The 16131-nt window shown below is 73.4% G+C and carries 15 protein-coding genes and 1 riboswitch; of the genes, 14 read left to right on the forward strand and 1 reads right to left on the reverse strand.

What is annotated here, in order from left to right; translation table 11 throughout:
* Positions 1-200: 200 nt before the first annotated feature.
* The 8 genes from pgeF to LV78_RS10605 all read left to right on the forward strand — a co-directional run bounded on the left by pgeF (position 201) and on the right by LV78_RS10605 (position 8079).
* Positions 201-905, forward strand: coding sequence for a peptidoglycan editing factor PgeF (gene pgeF, locus LV78_RS10570; RefSeq protein ID WP_253844664.1), 705 nt, complete (start codon positions 201-203; stop codon positions 903-905).
* The gene (locus LV78_RS10575) at positions 902-1597 is read left to right on the forward strand and encodes a YggS family pyridoxal phosphate-dependent enzyme (RefSeq protein WP_253844665.1); all 696 of its coding nucleotides are present in this window, start codon (positions 902-904) and stop codon (positions 1595-1597) included. The genes pgeF and LV78_RS10575 overlap by 4 nt, the downstream gene beginning before the upstream one ends.
* A 67-nt stretch (positions 1598-1664) precedes the next feature.
* A complete protein-coding gene (locus LV78_RS10580) occupies positions 1665-2312 on the forward strand; it encodes a cell division protein SepF (protein WP_253844666.1) in 648 nt (215 codons plus the stop codon).
* Between the two features lie 20 nt (positions 2313-2332).
* On the forward strand, positions 2333-2617 hold the full coding sequence (locus LV78_RS10585) for a YggT family protein (RefSeq protein WP_253844667.1): 285 nt from the start codon (positions 2333-2335) through the stop codon (positions 2615-2617).
* 45 nt (positions 2618-2662) lie between these two features.
* A complete protein-coding gene (wag31, locus tag LV78_RS10590) occupies positions 2663-3484 on the forward strand; it encodes a DivIVA-like cell division protein Wag31 (RefSeq protein ID WP_253844668.1) in 822 nt (273 codons plus the stop codon).
* A 48-nt stretch (positions 3485-3532) separates the two neighbouring features.
* Positions 3533-4327 (forward strand): hypothetical protein, encoded by a 795-nt coding sequence (locus LV78_RS40645; RefSeq protein WP_301306230.1) that lies wholly within the window; start codon positions 3533-3535, stop codon positions 4325-4327.
* Between the two features lie 267 nt (positions 4328-4594).
* Complete coding sequence (ileS, locus tag LV78_RS10600; protein WP_253844669.1) at positions 4595-7708, forward strand: isoleucine--tRNA ligase; 3114 nt, start codon at positions 4595-4597, stop codon at positions 7706-7708.
* 98 nt (positions 7709-7806) lie between these two features.
* Positions 7807-8079 carry a DUF167 domain-containing protein gene (locus LV78_RS10605; RefSeq protein WP_253844670.1) on the forward strand — a complete coding sequence of 91 codons (273 nt, stop codon included), beginning with the start codon at positions 7807-7809 and terminating at the stop codon, positions 8077-8079.
* Between the two features lie 21 nt (positions 8080-8100).
* Here LV78_RS10605 and LV78_RS10610 read toward each other — a convergent pair whose 3' ends face one another.
* Positions 8101-8679: a GNAT family N-acetyltransferase gene (locus LV78_RS10610; RefSeq protein WP_253844671.1), complete on the reverse strand. Its 579-nt coding sequence runs from the start codon at positions 8677-8679 to the stop codon at positions 8101-8103.
* 615 nt (positions 8680-9294) lie between these two features.
* Here LV78_RS10610 and LV78_RS10615 point away from each other — a divergent pair.
* The 6 genes from LV78_RS10615 to LV78_RS10640 all read left to right on the forward strand — a co-directional run bounded on the left by LV78_RS10615 (position 9295) and on the right by LV78_RS10640 (position 16064).
* Entirely contained in the window at positions 9295-10104 is an 810-nt protein-coding gene (locus tag LV78_RS10615; protein ID WP_253844672.1) for a TetR/AcrR family transcriptional regulator, read from the forward strand.
* Between the two features lie 402 nt (positions 10105-10506).
* On the forward strand, positions 10507-11985 hold the full coding sequence (locus LV78_RS10620) for a potassium/proton antiporter (protein ID WP_253844673.1): 1479 nt from the start codon (positions 10507-10509) through the stop codon (positions 11983-11985).
* Positions 11986-12251: 266 nt separating this feature from the next.
* Positions 12252-12413: a hypothetical protein gene (locus LV78_RS10625; RefSeq protein ID WP_253844674.1), complete on the forward strand. Its 162-nt coding sequence runs from the start codon at positions 12252-12254 to the stop codon at positions 12411-12413.
* 181 nt (positions 12414-12594) lie between these two features.
* A riboswitch (SAM riboswitch) is annotated at positions 12595-12708 on the forward strand.
* A 41-nt stretch (positions 12709-12749) separates the two neighbouring features.
* On the forward strand, positions 12750-14354 hold the full coding sequence (locus LV78_RS10630) for an aminotransferase class V-fold PLP-dependent enzyme (protein WP_253844675.1): 1605 nt from the start codon (positions 12750-12752) through the stop codon (positions 14352-14354).
* A 58-nt stretch (positions 14355-14412) separates the two neighbouring features.
* Positions 14413-15135, forward strand: coding sequence for a signal peptidase II (lspA, locus tag LV78_RS10635; protein ID WP_253844676.1), 723 nt, complete (start codon positions 14413-14415; stop codon positions 15133-15135).
* 44 nt (positions 15136-15179) lie between these two features.
* Positions 15180-16064, forward strand: coding sequence for an RluA family pseudouridine synthase (locus LV78_RS10640; protein ID WP_253844945.1), 885 nt, complete (start codon positions 15180-15182; stop codon positions 16062-16064).
* The last annotated feature ends 67 nt before the right edge of the window (positions 16065-16131 follow it).

Here is a 16131-nt window from a genome sequence, read left to right on the forward strand (position 1 = left end):
AGCCGAGGGGCGGACGAGCCCCCTGGCAGGTGAACGCGCGAGGCCCCCGGTGGTGACCACCGGGGGCCTTCGTCGTGCGCGGGCCCGGCGCTGCGGTTCCGGCTCGGCGGCTCCGGCTCGGCGGCCCCGTGGCGGTGAACACCCGCGCTCCCCACGCCCTGGGGGTCCGGGTTCCGCGCCGCGCGTGACAAGCTGGGGGTGTGCGCATCAGACGTGTCGTGACCACCCGTGAAGGCGGCGTCTCCAGGGCGCCCTACGACTCGTTCAACCTCGGCGACCACGTCGGCGACGACCCGGACTCGGTCCGGGCCAACCGCGCCCGGCTCGCCGAGGGGATCGGGGTGCCCGCCACCGACCTGGTCTGGATGGAGCAGGTGCACGGGCGCACGGTCGCCGTCGTCGACGGGCCGCAGCGGGTCCCGCTCGAAGCCACCGACGCCGTCGTCACCACCCGGCCCGGCCTCGCGCTCGCCGTGCTCACCGCGGACTGCGTGCCGGTCCTGCTCGGCGACCCGGTCGCCGGGGTCGCCGCCGTCGCCCACGCCGGGCGGGTCGGGGCGCGGGTCGGCATCGTGCCCGCCGTGCTCAAGGCCATGGCCGACGCGGGCGCCACGCCCGAGAACACCGAGGTGCTGCTCGGCCCGGCGGTGTGCGGCGACTGCTACGAGGTGCCCGCCGACATGCGGGCCGACGTCGACAAGCACCTGCCCGGCAGCGCGGCCAAGTCCCGCGCGGGCAAGCCCTCGCTCGACCTGCGCGCGGGCCTGTGGAACCAGCTCGCCGCCGCGGGCGTGGGCAAGATCGGCGTCGACCCGCGCTGCACCGTCGAGGAGCGCTCCCTCTTCAGCCACCGCCGCACCCCCGGCACCGGCCGCCTCGCCTCCGTCGCCTGGATCGAGCCGTGAGCCGCGAGGAGGAGCTGCGGCTCAACCTCGCCGAGGTCCGCGCCCGCGTCGACAAGGCCTGCGAGGCGGCGGACCGGGACCCCGCCGAGGTGGCCCTGCTCGCGGTCACCAAGACCTTCCCGGCCTCCGACGTCCGGCTGCTGCACGGCCTCGGGCTGCGCGACTTCGCCGAGAACAAGGACCAGGAAGCCCGCGCCAAGGTCGCCGACCTGGGTGATCTCGACGCGAACTGGCACATGGTGGGCCGCTTGCAGCGGAACAAGGCCAAGTCGGTCCTGACCTGGGCCGACCGGATCGACAGCGTAGACTCGGCCAGGTTGGTCGACGCGCTCGTCGAGGCGGCGGCCAAGAACGGCGTTCACCGGGATGTGCTCATCCAGGTGAGCATTGACGGTGACACTGCGCGAGGAGGATGTCCGGTCCCTGATCTTCCGGACCTCGCCGCGCGCATCGGCCGTTCGAGTGAACTTCGGCTGAGGGGTGTGATGGCTGTCGCACCACTGGGCCGGTATCCCGGAGAAGCGTTTGCGCTCTTGAAGGGAGCGGTAACCCGCTTGCGTGACGATCATCCCGGTGCCACCGTGATCTCGGCGGGGATGAGCGGCGACCTGGAAGATGCGATCGCATGGGGTTCGACGTGCGTGCGTGTCGGAACAGCGTTGCTGGGCAGCCGGGGACTAACCTCGCCGTAACTGTCCGGAACCTCTGGGGCGGCCGCGACGTCCTTGCGGTTGGGGAACGGCGGAGGAAGGGCTTGGCATGAGCGGGTTCCACAAGCTGAAGGCGTACTTCGGGATGGTTCCCGCCGAGTACGCCGACGACCCTGACGCCTACGAGGACGAGCGCGGTGGTCGCTACTCGGAGTACCGCTCCGAGTACCCGGAGACCGCGGAGTACGAGACCTACCCCGAGCAGCGCGGACGGCGCCGTTCGAGCAGGTCGGAGTACCGCTCCGACCTGGAGGACGCCGAGGAGTACGAGTCGGACGCCCGCGCCCGGTCCCGCCGCTCGTGGAGCGAGACCCCGGTGCACGGCGCGCTGGCCATCGAGTCGCAGCGCGAGCCCGCGCCGCGGCCCCGGCCCCTGCCCGTCCCGCAGGCGCAGCAGCCCGCCCCGGCGGCTGCCGCGCTCGGCCGGATCACCACCCTCAACCCGCGCAGCTACAACGAGGCGCGGGCCATCGGGGAGCACTACCGGGACGGCACGCCGGTCATCATGAACCTCACCGACATGGACGACGCCGACGCCAAGCGGTTGGTCGACTTCGCCGCCGGGCTGGCGTTCGCCCTCCGGGGGTCCATCGACAAGGTGACCAACAAGGTGTTCCTGCTCTCACCCCCGAACATCGACGTGACCGCCGAAGACCGGAGGCGGCTCGCCGAGGGCGGATTCCTCAACCACGGCTGAGTGGTGGCACAGTTGGAGGTGTGGATGCCCTCTTGCTCGTGGTCTACTACCTGCTGTTCTCGTTCTGGCTGCTGCTCATCGCGCGCATGGTCGTGGAAGGCGTCCGCTCGTTCGCCAGGGACTGGCGGCCCGCGGGCGGCACGGCAGTGGCCCTGGAGACCGTCTACACCGTGACCGATCCCCCGATCCGCTTGCTGCGGCGAGTCATCCCCACCGTGCGGATTGGGAACATCGGTCTGGACTTGTCCATTATTGTGCTGTTGCTGGTCGTTATCATTCTGATGCGAGTAGCCGATCCCAGGTGAGGGGACCAGGGATGTCCACAGCCCAGGAGTGCGTGAGGTGATCTGATGCCGTTGACCCCCGCGGACGTGCACAACGTCGCGTTCAGCAAGCCGCCGATTGGCAAGCGGGGCTACAACGAGGACGAGGTGGACGCGTTCCTCGACCTGGTTGAGGGTGAGCTCGCCCGCCTGATGGAGGAGAACAACGACCTGCGCCAGCAGGTCGAGCAGCTCGACCAGCAGGTCGAGACCGCGCGTGCCGACCTGGAGGACGCACGAGCCAAGATCGCCGCCGGTGTCGGTGGTCCCAGCCGCGTCGTCGAGGAGCCCCGCAGGCTCGCGCCCGTGCCGCCCCCCTCGGCGCTGGAGCAGACGTCCCCCGGTGGTGGGGGTGACCACCACGTCCAGGCCGCCAAGGTCCTCGGGCTCGCCCAGGAGATGGCCGACCGCCTGACCGGCGAGGCCAAGGCCGAGGCCGACGGGATGCTGTCGGAGGCCAGGACGAAGTCCGAGCAGCTGCTCTCGGAGGCCAGGTCCAAGGCCGACACCATGGTGAACGAGGCGCGCACGCGTGCCGAGACCATGCTGAACGACGCGCGGACCCGCGCCGAGACGTTGGAGCGGCAGGCCCGTGACAAGGCCAGCGCGCTCGACCGCGACGCGCAGCGCAAGCACGCCGAGGTGATGGGCAACATCACCCAGGAGAAGAACACGCTGGAGAAGCAGATCGACAAGCTCCAGACGTTCGAGCGCGAGTACCGCACCAGGCTCAAGACCATGCTGGAGTCGTCGCTGCGCGACCTGCAGGACCGGGGCCCCGCAGCGCCGTCCGACGGCAGGGCGGGGCAGCAGGGCTACTCCTTCGGGGCGCGTGCCGAAGCGGGCTGAGCCCGGCCGGGCTCAGCCCGCGCTCCAGCGCTGATCTACGCTGCGAGCGTGCTGTACGCAGTCCTGCTCCTGGTCCTGGCCGCGCTCGGCTTGCTCGTGCCCGCGCTGACCAGCGCGTCCACCCTGTGGGCGTGGTCGTCGGTCGCGGCGAGCGCCGCCGCGGCGGTGGGACTGGTGCTGGACTGGTGGCTGCACCGCCGGTCGGGGGCGGGTGCCGTCGTGGCACAGGGTAGTACTCAAGATCGTTCCGGTGACGGGCGGGGCGGGGCCGATCAGGCTCCCGCCCCGCCCGTCGGCGTTCCCGCGGTCGTTCCCACCGGCGTCGCCCCCGAGGACGAGCCCGCCGAGGAGGACACCGACGCGGCCGACCTGCTGGCCGTCGCGGACGCCCCGGACGAGGTCCGGGTGCTCGACGAGCGGCCCCGGTACCACCTGGCGGGCTGCTCCTGGGTGGGCGACCGGGCCGCGCTGGGGCTGCCGCTGGCGGAGGCGCGCGAGCTGGGGTTCACCCCGTGCGGGGTGTGCAGGCCGGACTCGGCGCTGGCCGCGACCAAGCGGGCCGCCGCGAAGCGGGCCGAGCGGGTGGGCGCCGCTGGGACTGGCGCGGCGGGGACTGGCGCCGTCGGTGCCGGAGCGACCGCCGTGGAGCCCGCGCCGTCCGCCGCGACCCCCGAAGCCCCGACCGAGCGGGCCGCCGCCGAGCCCGAGCGGGCCGTGCGGGCCCCTCAGGCCGCCGAGGACGCTCTCGGAGCCGCCGGGACGGGTGCCGGGGCCGCGGAGCCCGCCGGGAGCGCGGGCGGGACCGGTGGCCCCGCCGAGGACGAACCCGCCGCGCGGAGCTGACCGCCCACCCGCGCCAGGCCGGGTCCGCCGAACCGGTTTGCGCCCTCGGCTACCCTTGGTGGCACAGGCGTTGATCCGGCCATCACCGGGGGAGCCTCCGGAAGAACAGGCCCTCGGGCCCCAGTAGAACCGGACGGGAACGGCCCGTCACAGCCGTCGAAGAGAGGCCAGAGCCCCGTGCCCTGGCAAGCGGGGTGGTACCGCGGTGCGCCTACGGGGTGGGCGCGTCGTCCCCGTGCGCCGGTGACGCACGCGAGGAGCTTGACCATGCCCTACCCCAAGGCGGGAGCGGACGCCGTTCCCTCCCAGCCGTCCTTCCCCGCGCTGGAGCGCGACGTGCTCGGCTTCTGGGAGGACGACCAGACCTTCCAGGCCTCCGTCGACGCCCGGCCCGCCGGGGAGAACGGCTCCAACGAGTTCGTCTTCTACGACGGCCCGCCGTTCGCCAACGGCCTGCCGCACTACGGCCACCTGCTGACCGGGTACGTCAAGGACCTGGTGCCGCGCTACCGCACCATGCGCGGCCAGCACGTGGAGCGCCGCTTCGGCTGGGACACGCACGGCCTGCCCGCCGAGGTCGAGGCGGAGAAGCAGCTCGGCTTCTCGTCCAAGAGCGACATCGAGGCCTTCGGCATCGACAAGTTCAACGACGCCTGCCGCACGTCCGTGCTGCGCTACACCGACCAGTGGCGCGACTACGTGACGAAGCAGGCCCGCTGGGTCGACTTCGACAACGACTACAAGACCCTCGACCTGGACTACATGGAAAGCGTCATGTGGGCCTTCAAGACCCTGTGGGACAAGGGCCTGGTCTACGAGGGCTTCCGGGTGCTCTGGTACTGCTGGCGCTGCGAGACGCCGCTGTCCAACACCGAGACCAAGATGGACGACACCTACCGGGACCGGCAGGACCCGGCGGTGACCGTCGGCCTGCGCCTGGAGACCGGCGAGCTGGCCCTGGTGTGGACGACCACGCCGTGGACGCTGCCGTCGAACCTGGCCGCCGCCGTGCACCCGGACGTGGACTACGTGACGGTCGAGGCGAACGGCGAGAAGTACCTGCTCGCCGAGGCCCGCGTCGCCGCCTACGCCCGCGAGCTGGGCGAGGAGCCGCCGGTCGTGGCCCGCTGCAAGGGCTCCGACCTGGTCGGCCGCCGCTACACCCCGCCGTTCGACTTCTTCCTCGGCCGGGACAACGCGCACCAGGTGCTGCCCGCCGACTACGTCACCACCGAGGACGGCACCGGCATCGTCCACATCGCCCCCGCGTTCGGCGAGGACGACAAGGCCGTCACGGACGCCGCGAACATCGAGGTCGTCGTGCCGGTCGACCCGCACGGCTGCTTCACCGCCGAGGTGCCGCCGTACGCCGGTCAGCACGTGTTCGAGGCCAACAAGGTCATCATCCGCGACCTGCGGGACGCGGGCCTGCTGCTGCGCAACGAGACCTACGACCACCCGTACCCGCACTGCTGGCGCTGCGACAACCCGCTGATCCAGCGCGCGGTGTCGTCCTGGTTCGTCGCGGTGACCCGGTTCCGCGACCGCATGGTCGAGCTGAACCAGCAGATCAACTGGGCGCCCGAGCACATCAAGGACGGCCAGTTCGGCAAGTGGCTGTCGAACGCGCGCGACTGGAACATCTCCCGCAACCGGTTCTGGGGCTCCCCGATCCCGGTGTGGGTCTCGGACGACCCCGAGTTCCCGCGCGTGGACGTGTACGGCTCGCTGGACGAGCTGGAGCGCGACTTCGGCACGCGCCCGACCGACCTGCACCGGCCCGCGATCGACGAGCTGACCCGGCCCAACCCGGACGACCCCTCGGGCAAGTCCACCATGCGCCGGGTGCCCGAGGTGCTGGACTGCTGGTTCGAGTCCGGGTCGATGTCGTTCGCCCAGGTGCACTACCCGTTCGAGAACGCCGACTGGTTCGAGAACCACTACCCCGGCGACTTCATCGTCGAGTACAACGGGCAGACCCGAGGCTGGTTCTACACGCTGCACGTGCTGGCCACGGCCCTGTTCGACCGGCCCGCGTTCCGCAACTGCGTGGCGCACGGCATCGTGCTCGGCGACGACGGGCAGAAGATGTCCAAGTCGCGCAAGAACTACCCGGACGTGAACGAGGTGTTCGAGCGGGACGGCTCGGACGCGATGCGCTGGTTCCTGATGTCCTCGCCGATCCTGCGCGGCGGCGACCTGGTCGTCACCGAGCGGGGCATCCGCGACGGCGTGCGGCAGGCCGTGCTGCCGCTGTGGAACTCCTGGTACTTCCTGGCGCTGTACGCCAACGCCGAGGGCGTCGAGGGGACCTGGCGGACCGACTCGACGCACGTGCTCGACCGGTACGCGCTGGCCAAGACGCACGACCTGGTCGCTCGGGTCACCGGGCAGCTCGACGAGTACGACATCTCCGGCGCGTGCGCGTCGGTCCGGGACTTCCTGGAGGTGCTGACCAACTGGTACGTGCGGCGCTCGCGCGACCGGTTCTGGGCGGGCGACCAGGACGCGGTGGACACGCTGCACACCGTGCTGGAGGTGGTGTCGCGGGTGGCCGCGCCGCTGCTGCCGATGACCACCGAGGTGGTGTGGCGCGGGCTGACCGGCGGGCGCTCGGTGCACCTGACCGACTACCCGGCCGCGGCCGACCTGCCCGCCGACCCCGAGCTGGTGGCGGCGATGGACGCGGTGCGGCAGGTGGCGTCGACGGCGCTGTCGCTGCGCAAGGCCAACAAGCTGCGGGTGCGGTTGCCGCTGGCCAAGCTGGTGATCGCGTCGCCGACGGCCGGGGTGCTCGACGGGTTCCGGGAGATCCTCAGCGACGAGGTCAACGTCAAGGCGGTCGAGCTGACCACCGACGTGGCCGCGCACGGGCACTTCCAGCTGGCGGTGAACGCGCGGGTGGCCGGGCCCCGGCTCGGGCCGAACGTGCAGAAGGTGATCAAGGCGGTGAAGGCCGGGGACTGGTCCGAGGTCGACGGGAGCGTCGTCGCGGCCGGGATCGAGCTGTTCCCGCAGGAGTACGAGCAGCGGCTCGTGGCCACCGATCCGGCGGCCACCGCGGCGCTGCCCGGCGGGGCCGGGCTGGTCGTGCTGGACACCGAGGTCACCGAGGAGCTGGCGGCCGAGGGCGTGGCGCGGGACCTGGTGCGGGTCGTGCAGCAGGCGCGCAAGGACGCCGGGCTGGACGTGTCGGACCGGATCGCGCTGACCGTGGACGCGCCCGCCGGGGCCGCCGCCGACGCGGCTCGGGCGTTCGAGGCGTTCGTGCGCGAGGAGACGCTGGCGGTCGAGGTGTCGTACGGGGCCGTCGACGGCGGGTCCGAGGGCGCCGTGGGCGACGGGGTCAAGGTGCGGGTGCTGGTCGTCAAGGCCGGCTGAGCGCTCGCGTGACGCGGTCCCGGCGCGTTGCCCGCTCGATCGGGTGACGTGCCGGGACCGGTCTGCTCTCGGAGGCTTCTTTGTCGGTGGGGGGTGCGATGCTCAAGTTCGTGGTGCGGGTGAAGCCGGGGGCCAAGCGCGACGCCGTCGGCGGGCGGTGGGACGAGCGCGCCCTCGTGGTGGCGGTGGCCGCGCCCGCCGTCGAGGGCAAGGCCAACGAGGCGGTGCGCAAGGCGCTGGCCAAGGCGTTCGGGGTGCGCAGGCAGGACGTGGAGATCGTGTCGGGGGAGCGGGGCCGCGACAAGGTCGTGGTCATCGACCCCGCGCCCGACGGGGCGGACGGGCTGCTGGTGGAGCTGCTCGGGGGTTAGGCGGGGTTCGGGGGGGCGGGGTCAGGTCGTCGCCGGTCGCAGCATCGGGAACAGGGTCGGGCCGTTCTCGGGGAGCTCGATCGGCCTGCCCGCGTGCGCGAAGCCGTGCCGCGCGTACAGGGCCGCCGAGCGGGTGGTGCTCGCCTCCAGGTAGCAGGGCAGGCCCGCGGTGTCGGCGAGCCGGTGGGCCAGCAGGAGGCCGCCGACGCCCTGGCCCCTGCGCTCGGGCAGGACTGCGGTGGCGGCCAGGTAGAGGTGCGGGAAGGTCGGGCGCGCGGCGGTCAGCAGGGTGAACAGCGCCTCGGCCCTCGGCGGCGTCCCGTCCGGCCTCGGGGGCTCGCCGCCCGCCGTCCCGCCGCCTGCCTCGGTCCAGAACGCGTACCCGGCGAAGCCTCGCTCGTCCTCGGCGACGAGCACCTCGCACCGGCGGGCCTGCTCGTCGACCAGCGTTCGGATGATCTCGTCGGTGAGGGTCCGGTCGGCGTTCCTGACCTCGTCCGAGTCCAGGACCCACGCCGTGACGACCTCGTCGGCCGCCGCGCGCCGGACCAGGTCCACCACGGCGTCGGACTCGTCCTGGAGTGCCTTGCGCACCTGCATCTTCCCGCTCCTTCGCTCGTACGCTGTAGTCCGATGATTTCCTCCGCTGGGCTGGCGCTCCAACGATTGCGTCACGCGGTGTTGGTGTGACGAAAAGGGGATGCGGTGGGGTGCGCGCAGTGCGGGGCTCTGGTGGAGCGGGCGGCTCGGGGGAGGCCTCGGCGGTACTGCGGGCGGGCCTGCCAGGCGCGGGCGTACCGCGCTCGACGGGACGCCGGGCAGGACCCTCGGGGACGCGCTGCGGCGGCTCGGGGCGGGGCTGGTGCGGGAGGGGCTGGCGCCGCTCGCGGGGGAACGGGCGCAGGGGCGGGTTCACTTGGTGTGGCTCGGGGTGCGGTGGGTGCTGGGTCCGATGTGGGTGGTGCGGCTCGGGACGTGGCGGGTGCCGGGCCGGATGTGCAGGGACGTGGCACCGGACGGGGTGCGGCGGGTGCTGGGGCGGATGTGCGTGGTGTGCCTCGGGGTGCGGCCGGTGCCGGGGCGGATGTGCGTGGCGCGGCGCGGGGCGGTGTGGCTGCCGGGGCGGATGTGCGTGGCGCGGTGCGGGGTGTTGCGGGTGTCGGGCCGGACGCGCGGGGACGTGGTGCCGGACGGGGTGCGAGCGGGGGACCGGCCGTGCGGCGGCGGGGTGGTGGGCCGCCGCAGGACCGGGCCGCCGTCGTGCGGGCGGCCATCGAGCTGGCCGACGCCGAGGGGTTGGGCGCGCTGTCGATGCGGGCGCTCGCGGCGCGGACCGGGGTGGCGACCATGTCGCTGTACCGGCACGTCACGGGGCGGGCCGACCTGATCGCGGCCATGGTCGACGCGGTGCTCGTCGAGGCCCGCGAGCTCTGGCGGGAGCGGTCCTGGGGCGTGGGGGACGGGAGGCGCGCACCCGCTGGGAGTCGTGCGCCTGCGGGAGGTCGTGCGCCGGGTGGTGGTGGCGCGCCGGGCGGTGGTGCTGCGTCGGGTGGTGGTGCGCCGAGTGGCGGTGCTGCCGGAGGACCGGGGTGGCGGGAGGTGCTGGAGCGCGAGGCGCGCGAGGAGTGGTTGCTGTACTGGGAGCACCCGTGGGCGCTGGGGGCGCTGGCCACCAGCAGGCCACCGCTCGGGCCGCAGCTGATCGCGGTGGTCGACCGCTACCTCGTCGCGCTCGCCGGGCGCGGGGTGGACCACGCGACCGGGCTTTCGGTGTGCCTGCTGGTCAGCGGGTACGTGCAGGGGATGGCGCTGCTGCTGGTCAGCGAGAGCGAGCAGACCCGCGACACCGGGGTCAGCGGGCCGCAGTGGTGGGGCGCCAGGGGCGGGTGGCTGGACGCCGCGGACTTCCCGTGGGTGCGCGAGCTGGCGAGCGGGGCGCCGCCCGGTGAGCGTGACCTGAACGAGTGGTTCGATTTTGGTCTCGCCAGGGTGCTGGACGGCGTCGCACTGCTGGTGGAAAGCTGATCGCGGGGTTCGTCGGGGCTGCCGGAGGCGGTGGTCCCCTTGTGGTGCTCTCCTCGCGGTCGTCCGGTGGGGTTCTCCCTCGGGTCGCGGGTCTTGCGCGTGACCTCCTGCGCGTGGCGCGGGATCGGGTTGTCCCCGTGCGGGGTTCCTCCGTGCTGGTCGTGACCGCGCGGGGTGCTCGCGGGGTGCTCGGGGTCGCGTTCGGAGCGGGTTCCGGTCCTCTGGGGACGGTGCTCCCGGTGGTGTTCCGGTGGTGTTCCGGCGGTCTTCCGGCCGTGCGGGGAATGCGCTTGCCGCGTGGCCTTCGGGGGTTCCGGTCCGGGGGTTCGCGGGCGCGCTGACCCGCGTCAACGGCGCGGGGGGAGAATGGAACCCCGTCGTGGAGGACAACCGGGAGGTTGAGTGGGCGACGTCAGCGTCATCCTCGGTATCGGTGCAGCGGTGCTCATGGTCGCGGTGGTCGCGGTCAGGGTCTCGACCAGGTTGGGACTGCCCTCGCTGCTGCTGTACCTGGGAATCGGGGTGCTGCTGGGCGAATCGGTGCTCGGCATCCAGTTCTCCGACGCCGACCTGACCCGCTCGCTGGGCACGATCGCCCTGGTCCTGATCCTGGTCGAAGGTGGCCTGACCACCCGGTGGAGCGCGGTGAAACCCGCGCTGGGGCTGGGGATCGGGCTGTCCACGGTGTCCGTGGGAATCTCGATCGGGGTCACCGGGGTCGCGCTGCACCACCTGCTCGGGCTCGACTGGCGCACCGCCCTGCTGTGGGGCGCGGTGCTGTCGTCGACCGACGCGGCGGCGGTGTTCAGCGTGCTGCGCGGGGTCGGGGTCGGCAAGCGGTTGATCGGCGCGCTGGAGCTGGAGTCCGGCATCAACGACGCGCCGGTGTACATCGCCGTGGTGCTGCTGGCGTCCACCGAGGCGATCACCTGGACCGCGCCGCTGCTGATGGTCTACGAGCTGCTCGCGGGCGCGGCCATCGGCATCGGGCTCGGCTGGCTCGGCGCGCTCGGGCTGCGGCGTGCCGCGCTGCCCGCCACCGGCCTGTACCCGCTGGCGACCGTCGCGGTGTGCCTGCTCGCCTACACGGTGGGCGACTTCGCGCACGCGTCCGGCTTCCTGGCCGTGTACACGGGGGCGGTGGTGCTCGGGAACGCCCGGTTGCCGCACCGCTCCGACACGCTCTCGTTCGCCGAGGGCCTCGGGTGGGTCGCGCAGATCGGGCTGTTCGTGCTGCTCGGCCTGTACTCCTCGCCCGCGCGCCTGGTCGACGCCGTGGTGCCCGCGCTGGTCGCGGGCGCGGTCCTGGTGCTGCTGGCGCGCCCGCTGTCGGTGGCCGCGGCGGCGCTGCCGTTCCGGGTGCCGTGGCGCGAGCAGGTGTTCGTGTCCTGGTCGGGGCTGCGCGGGGCGGTGCCGATCGTGTTCGCGCTGCTGCCGCTGGTCCAGGGCGTTGAGGGCGCGCAGGTCCTGGTGGACGTGGTGTTCGTGCTGGTCGTGATCCTGACGATCGTGCAGGGCAGCACGCTGCCGTGGCTGGCGCGCAAGCTAGGGCTGGTGAAGTCCGGGGAGGCCGAGGAGGTGCAGGTCGACTCGTCGGCGCTGGACGAGCTGGGGGCCGAGCTGCTCCAGGTGCGCATCCAGGCGGGGTCGAAGCTGCACGGCGTGTACCTGTCCGAGCTGAGGCTGCCGCCGGGGGCGATGGTGAGCCTGGTGGTGCGGGCGGAGGAGGGCTTCACGCCGCAGGCGACCACGCGGTTGCAGGAGGGCGACCAGTTGTTGGTGGTCAGCACGGAAGCGGCGCGGGACGCGGCGGAGACCCGGATCCGGGAGGTCGACAAGGGCGGGCGGTACGCGCGGTGGAAGGGCAGCGCGCCGACCTGAGCGGGGTGGGTAGCGGGCAGCGGGCAGCGAGGTGGACAGCGGGGCGGACAACAGGGGACGGCGCGCTGGCCGGAGTGGTGAACGAGGTGGGATGGGCGGCTGGCGGTCATCAGCCGGTGGTCAATGGCCGGCGACCGATGATCGGCGGCTGGCTGCCGGTGACCGACGACTAGCGACCGGCGACCGATGATCGGCGACTGGCGACTGGCGACTGGCGACTGGGGGCTGGGGGCTGGGGCTGGCGACCGGCGGCCAGCGACCGGCGGTTGGCGGCCAGCGATCGGCGGTTGGCGGCCGGTGACCGGTGGTTGGAGGTGGCGACCGGCCACCGGCCACTGGTGGCTGGCGGTGGACTGCTGGTGGCGGGCTGCGGTCGGGGCGGCGTCCCGAGCGGGATGTGGATCAGCGGGGAGAACCGGTTCCGGTGAGTCGTGGCGCGAGGCTGTGGTTCGGCGGCCGGGGGCTCACCTTGCTGCGCAGCGGTCTCGTGGCGCCGCGCAGTGCGGGGTTCGGGGCTGATCCGGGTCTCGCCACGGGGGCGATCCGGTTGCTCTCGGCATGTGGGAAGTGCTCGACGGTCCTCGGGAGGGTCGGCTAGCTTTCTCGGCAGGTCATGAGTTCCAGCGTCAAGCCCGGGCTTGCTGGACGACAACCCTCCTCCGCGGTGGGGTGCCCCCGGTGACGACCAGGTCCGGCGCGCAGGGCGTCGGGCAAGCGCGGGTCATCCTCATCACGGGCGACCCCGAGTCGCTCGGAGGACGATCATGACGCTCGCCGTTTCCCGCACCGCCCGCGCCCTCGTCGGGACCGCTGACGGCGCGGACGCCCCCGCCGCCCCGATCGGCGCCGGGTTCACCGACGCCCCCGCCACGTCGGTGAGTGCTGATCTCGCCGCCGGCCGTGCCGCGTCGGTGGGCACCGCCCACACCGCGACCGCCCCCGCCACGTCCGCCCCCGCCACGTCCGCCCGCACCACGTCCGCCCGCACCACGCCCACCGCCGCCACGTCCACCGCCGCCACGCCCGCCGACGCCGACTTCGCCGTCGACCGGGTCGCCGCTCCCGCGAGCGCCGCCACCGGCGCGCTCCCCGCCGTCGTCGGGGCCGCGCTGCGGGTTCCGCTGGTCACCGGGCAGCGGGTCGAGTACGCGAACCTCGACAACGCCGCCTCCACCCCCTGCCTCGAGCAGGTGCGCGACGCCGTCGACGAGCTGCTGCCCTGGTACGCCTCCGTGCACCGGGGCGCGGGTTTCGCGTCCAAGGTGTCCACCCGCGTCTACGAGCAGGCCCGCGACTCGGTGCGCCGCTTCACCGGCGCCCGTGCCGGCGACACCGTCGTGTTCACCCGCAACACCACCGACTCGCTCAACGCCCTCGCCCGCGCCGTGCCCAGGGGCACTTCCGTGCTCCTGTTCGACACCGAGCACCACGCGGCCCTGCTGCCGTGGCGCGGGCCGAACGTGCGCCGACTGCGCACCCCCGGCACGCCCGCCGAGGCCGCACGCGTGCTCGACGCCGCGCTCGCCGAGTGCCCGATCGGGCCGCGCCTGGTGGTGCTGACCGGCGCGTCCAACGTCACCGGCGAGGTGTGGCCGGTCGCCGAGCTGGCCGCGATCGCCCGCCGCCGGGGCGCGCGCACCGTGCTCGACGCCGCCCAGCTCGCCCCGCACCGCCCGCTCGACATCAAGGAGCTGGGCGTCGACTACGTCGCCTTCTCCGGCCACAAGCTCTACGCCCCGTTCGGCGCGGGCGTGCTGGTCGGCCGCGCCGACTGGCTCCAGGCCGCCGAGCCCTACCTGGTCGGCGGTGGGGCGACCTCGCTGGTCACCGACCACGGCGACCACCTCGGCGTCGCCTGGTCCAAGGTGCCCGAGCGGCACGAGGCCGGGTCGCCCAACGTGGTCGGCGTGCACGCGCTCGCCGTCGCCTGCGACGTGCTCGGCCGGAGCTGGAAGCAGGCCGTCGCGCACGAGCGGGCCCTGCTGGAGCGGCTGCGCGCCGGACTGGCGACCGTGCCCGGCGTGCGCGAGCTGTCCCTGTTCGGCTCCGGGCAGGACCGGGTCGGCGTGGTCAGCTTCACCGTCGCGGGCCAGGACTCCGGCTACCTCGCCGCCGCCCTGTCCGCCGAGCACGGCGTCGGCGTGCGCGACGGCGCGTTCTGCGCCCACGTGGCCGTGCACCGCCTCACCGGCGGCGAGCGCGCCCTGCGCGCCTCCCTGGGCCTCGGCTCCACCGAGGAGCACGTGGACCGCCTCGTCGCCGCGCTGCGCTCCCTCGTCACCGAGGGTCCCAAGGTCGCCTACACCCAGCGCGACGGCCGCTGGGAGCCTGCCGAGGACGACCGCGCCCTGCCGCCGTTCCTGGCCTGACCGGCCACCGCACCGGGCTGACCGGCCCCCTCGCCGCGCGATGCTGGACAATGGCCGGGTGAGCACGGACCCCAACACCGAACCCGACGCCCCCGACGAGGCCGCCTCGCCCGCGCCGGACGCCCAGCCCAAGCGGCGGGTCGTGCTGCTCGGCGTGATCGCCGCCGTCGTGCTGGCGCTCGACATCGCCACCAAGGTGATCGCGGTCGCCGAGCTGGAGGGCAGGCAGCCGATCGAGCTGTTCGGCGGACTGCTCTACCTGCCGCTGATCCGCAACCCCGGCGCCGCGTTCGGCATGGCCGAGGGCTGGACGATCGTCCTGGCGATCATCGCGTTCGGCGTCGTCGGGTTCATCCTGTGGATCGCCCGCAAGCTCCGCTCGGTCGGCTGGGCCATCGGCCTCGGCCTGGTGCTGGGCGGCGCGCTCGGCAACCTGGTCGACCGGGTCTTCCGCTCGCCCGGCCCGCTGCGCGGCCACGTCGTGGACTTCCTGTCCGTGCTGGACCCGTGGGGCGGCTTCTTCCCCGTGTTCAACCTGGCCGACTCGGCCATCTGCGTCGGCGGCGGCGTGATCGTGCTGATGTCGCTGCTCCAGCGCGACTACGACGGCACCCGGTTCGAGAAGAAGCCCTCCGGCAAGGCTGCCGTCAGCGCGGGCGCCACCACGTCGGGCGCCACCCCCGTGGGCAGCACCACCAGCACCACCAGCACCACCCCCGAGACCACCGAGAACCAGACCGCAGGCGAGTCCGCCGACGGCGGGAAGCAGGCACAGGCGTGAGCGGCGACTACCGGACCCTCCCCGTCCCCGACGGCCTCGACGGGATGCGCGTCGACGCGGGTCTCGCCAAGCTCCTCGGGCTCTCCCGCACGGTCGTCGCCTCGCTGGCCGAGAGCGGCGACGTCGTGCTCGACGGCCGCGTCGCGGGCAAGTCGGACCGCCTGGTCGCGGGCTCCTGGCTGGAGCTCACCCTGCCCGAGCCGGAGCGGCCCGTGCAGGTCCAGGCCGTCGCGGTCGAGGGCATGATCATCCTGCACGAGGACGACGACGTGATCGTCGTGGACAAGCCCGTCGGCGTCGCCGTGCACCCCTCGCCGGGCTGGACCGGCCCGACCGTGGTCGGCGGGCTCGCCGCCGCGGGCGTGCGGGTGTCCACCTCCGGCGCGGCCGAGCGGCAGGGCGTGGTGCACCGGCTCGACGTCGGCACCACCGGCGTCATGGTCGTGGCCAAGAGCGAGCACGCCTACTCGGTGCTCAAGCAGGCGTTCAAGGAGCGCACGGTCGAGAAGCTGTACCACGCGCTGGTGCAGGGCCACCCGGACCCGATCAAGGGCACCATCGACGCGCCCATCGACCGGCACCCCAAGCACGACTACAAGTTCGCCGTCATGGCCAGCGGCAAGCCGAGCATCACGCACTACGAGGTCGTGGAGGCGTTCCGCGCCGCGTCGCTGCTGGACGTGCACCTGGAGACCGGGCGCACCCACCAGATCCGGGTGCACTTCTCCGCGCTCAAGCACCCGTGCGTCGGCGACCTGACGTACACCGCCGACCCGGTGCTCGCCAAGCGGCTGGGCATGACCAGGCAGTGGCTGCACGCCCGCACCCTCGGCTTCCACCACCCCGCCGACGGGCAGTGGGGCGAGTTCACCAGCGAGTACCCGGCCGACCTGAACCACGCGCTGGAGCTGCTCCGCTCGGAGAGCTGACGGGGACCGGACCCGCGAAGCACGAAGGGGCGCCCACCACGACGGTGGGCGCCCCTTCCGCGTCCGA

Origin of the sequence: Actinosynnema pretiosum, from assembly GCF_024171695.1 — a bacterium.
GTDB lineage: Bacteria > Actinomycetota > Actinomycetes > Mycobacteriales > Pseudonocardiaceae > Actinosynnema > Actinosynnema pretiosum.

What these genes read in the sequence shown, in the direction of transcription:
- LV78_RS10580 (WP_253844666.1), top strand. Translation starts at nt 1,665, where the DNA reads ATGAGCGGGTTCCACAAGCTGAAGGCGTACTTCGGGATGGTTCCCGCC.
- wag31 (WP_253844668.1), top strand. Translation starts at nt 2,663, where the DNA reads ATGCCGTTGACCCCCGCGGACGTGCACAACGTCGCGTTCAGCAAGCCG.
- ileS (WP_253844669.1), top strand. Translation starts at nt 4,595, where the DNA reads ATGCCCTACCCCAAGGCGGGAGCGGACGCCGTTCCCTCCCAGCCGTCC.
- LV78_RS10605 (WP_253844670.1), top strand. Translation starts at nt 7,807, where the DNA reads ATGCTCAAGTTCGTGGTGCGGGTGAAGCCGGGGGCCAAGCGCGACGCC.
- LV78_RS10610 (WP_253844671.1), bottom strand. Translation starts at nt 8,679, where the DNA reads ATGCAGGTGCGCAAGGCACTCCAGGACGAGTCCGACGCCGTGGTGGAC.
- LV78_RS10630 (WP_253844675.1), top strand. Translation starts at nt 12,750, where the DNA reads ATGACGCTCGCCGTTTCCCGCACCGCCCGCGCCCTCGTCGGGACCGCT.
- LV78_RS10640 (WP_253844945.1), top strand. Translation starts at nt 15,180, where the DNA reads ATGCGCGTCGACGCGGGTCTCGCCAAGCTCCTCGGGCTCTCCCGCACG.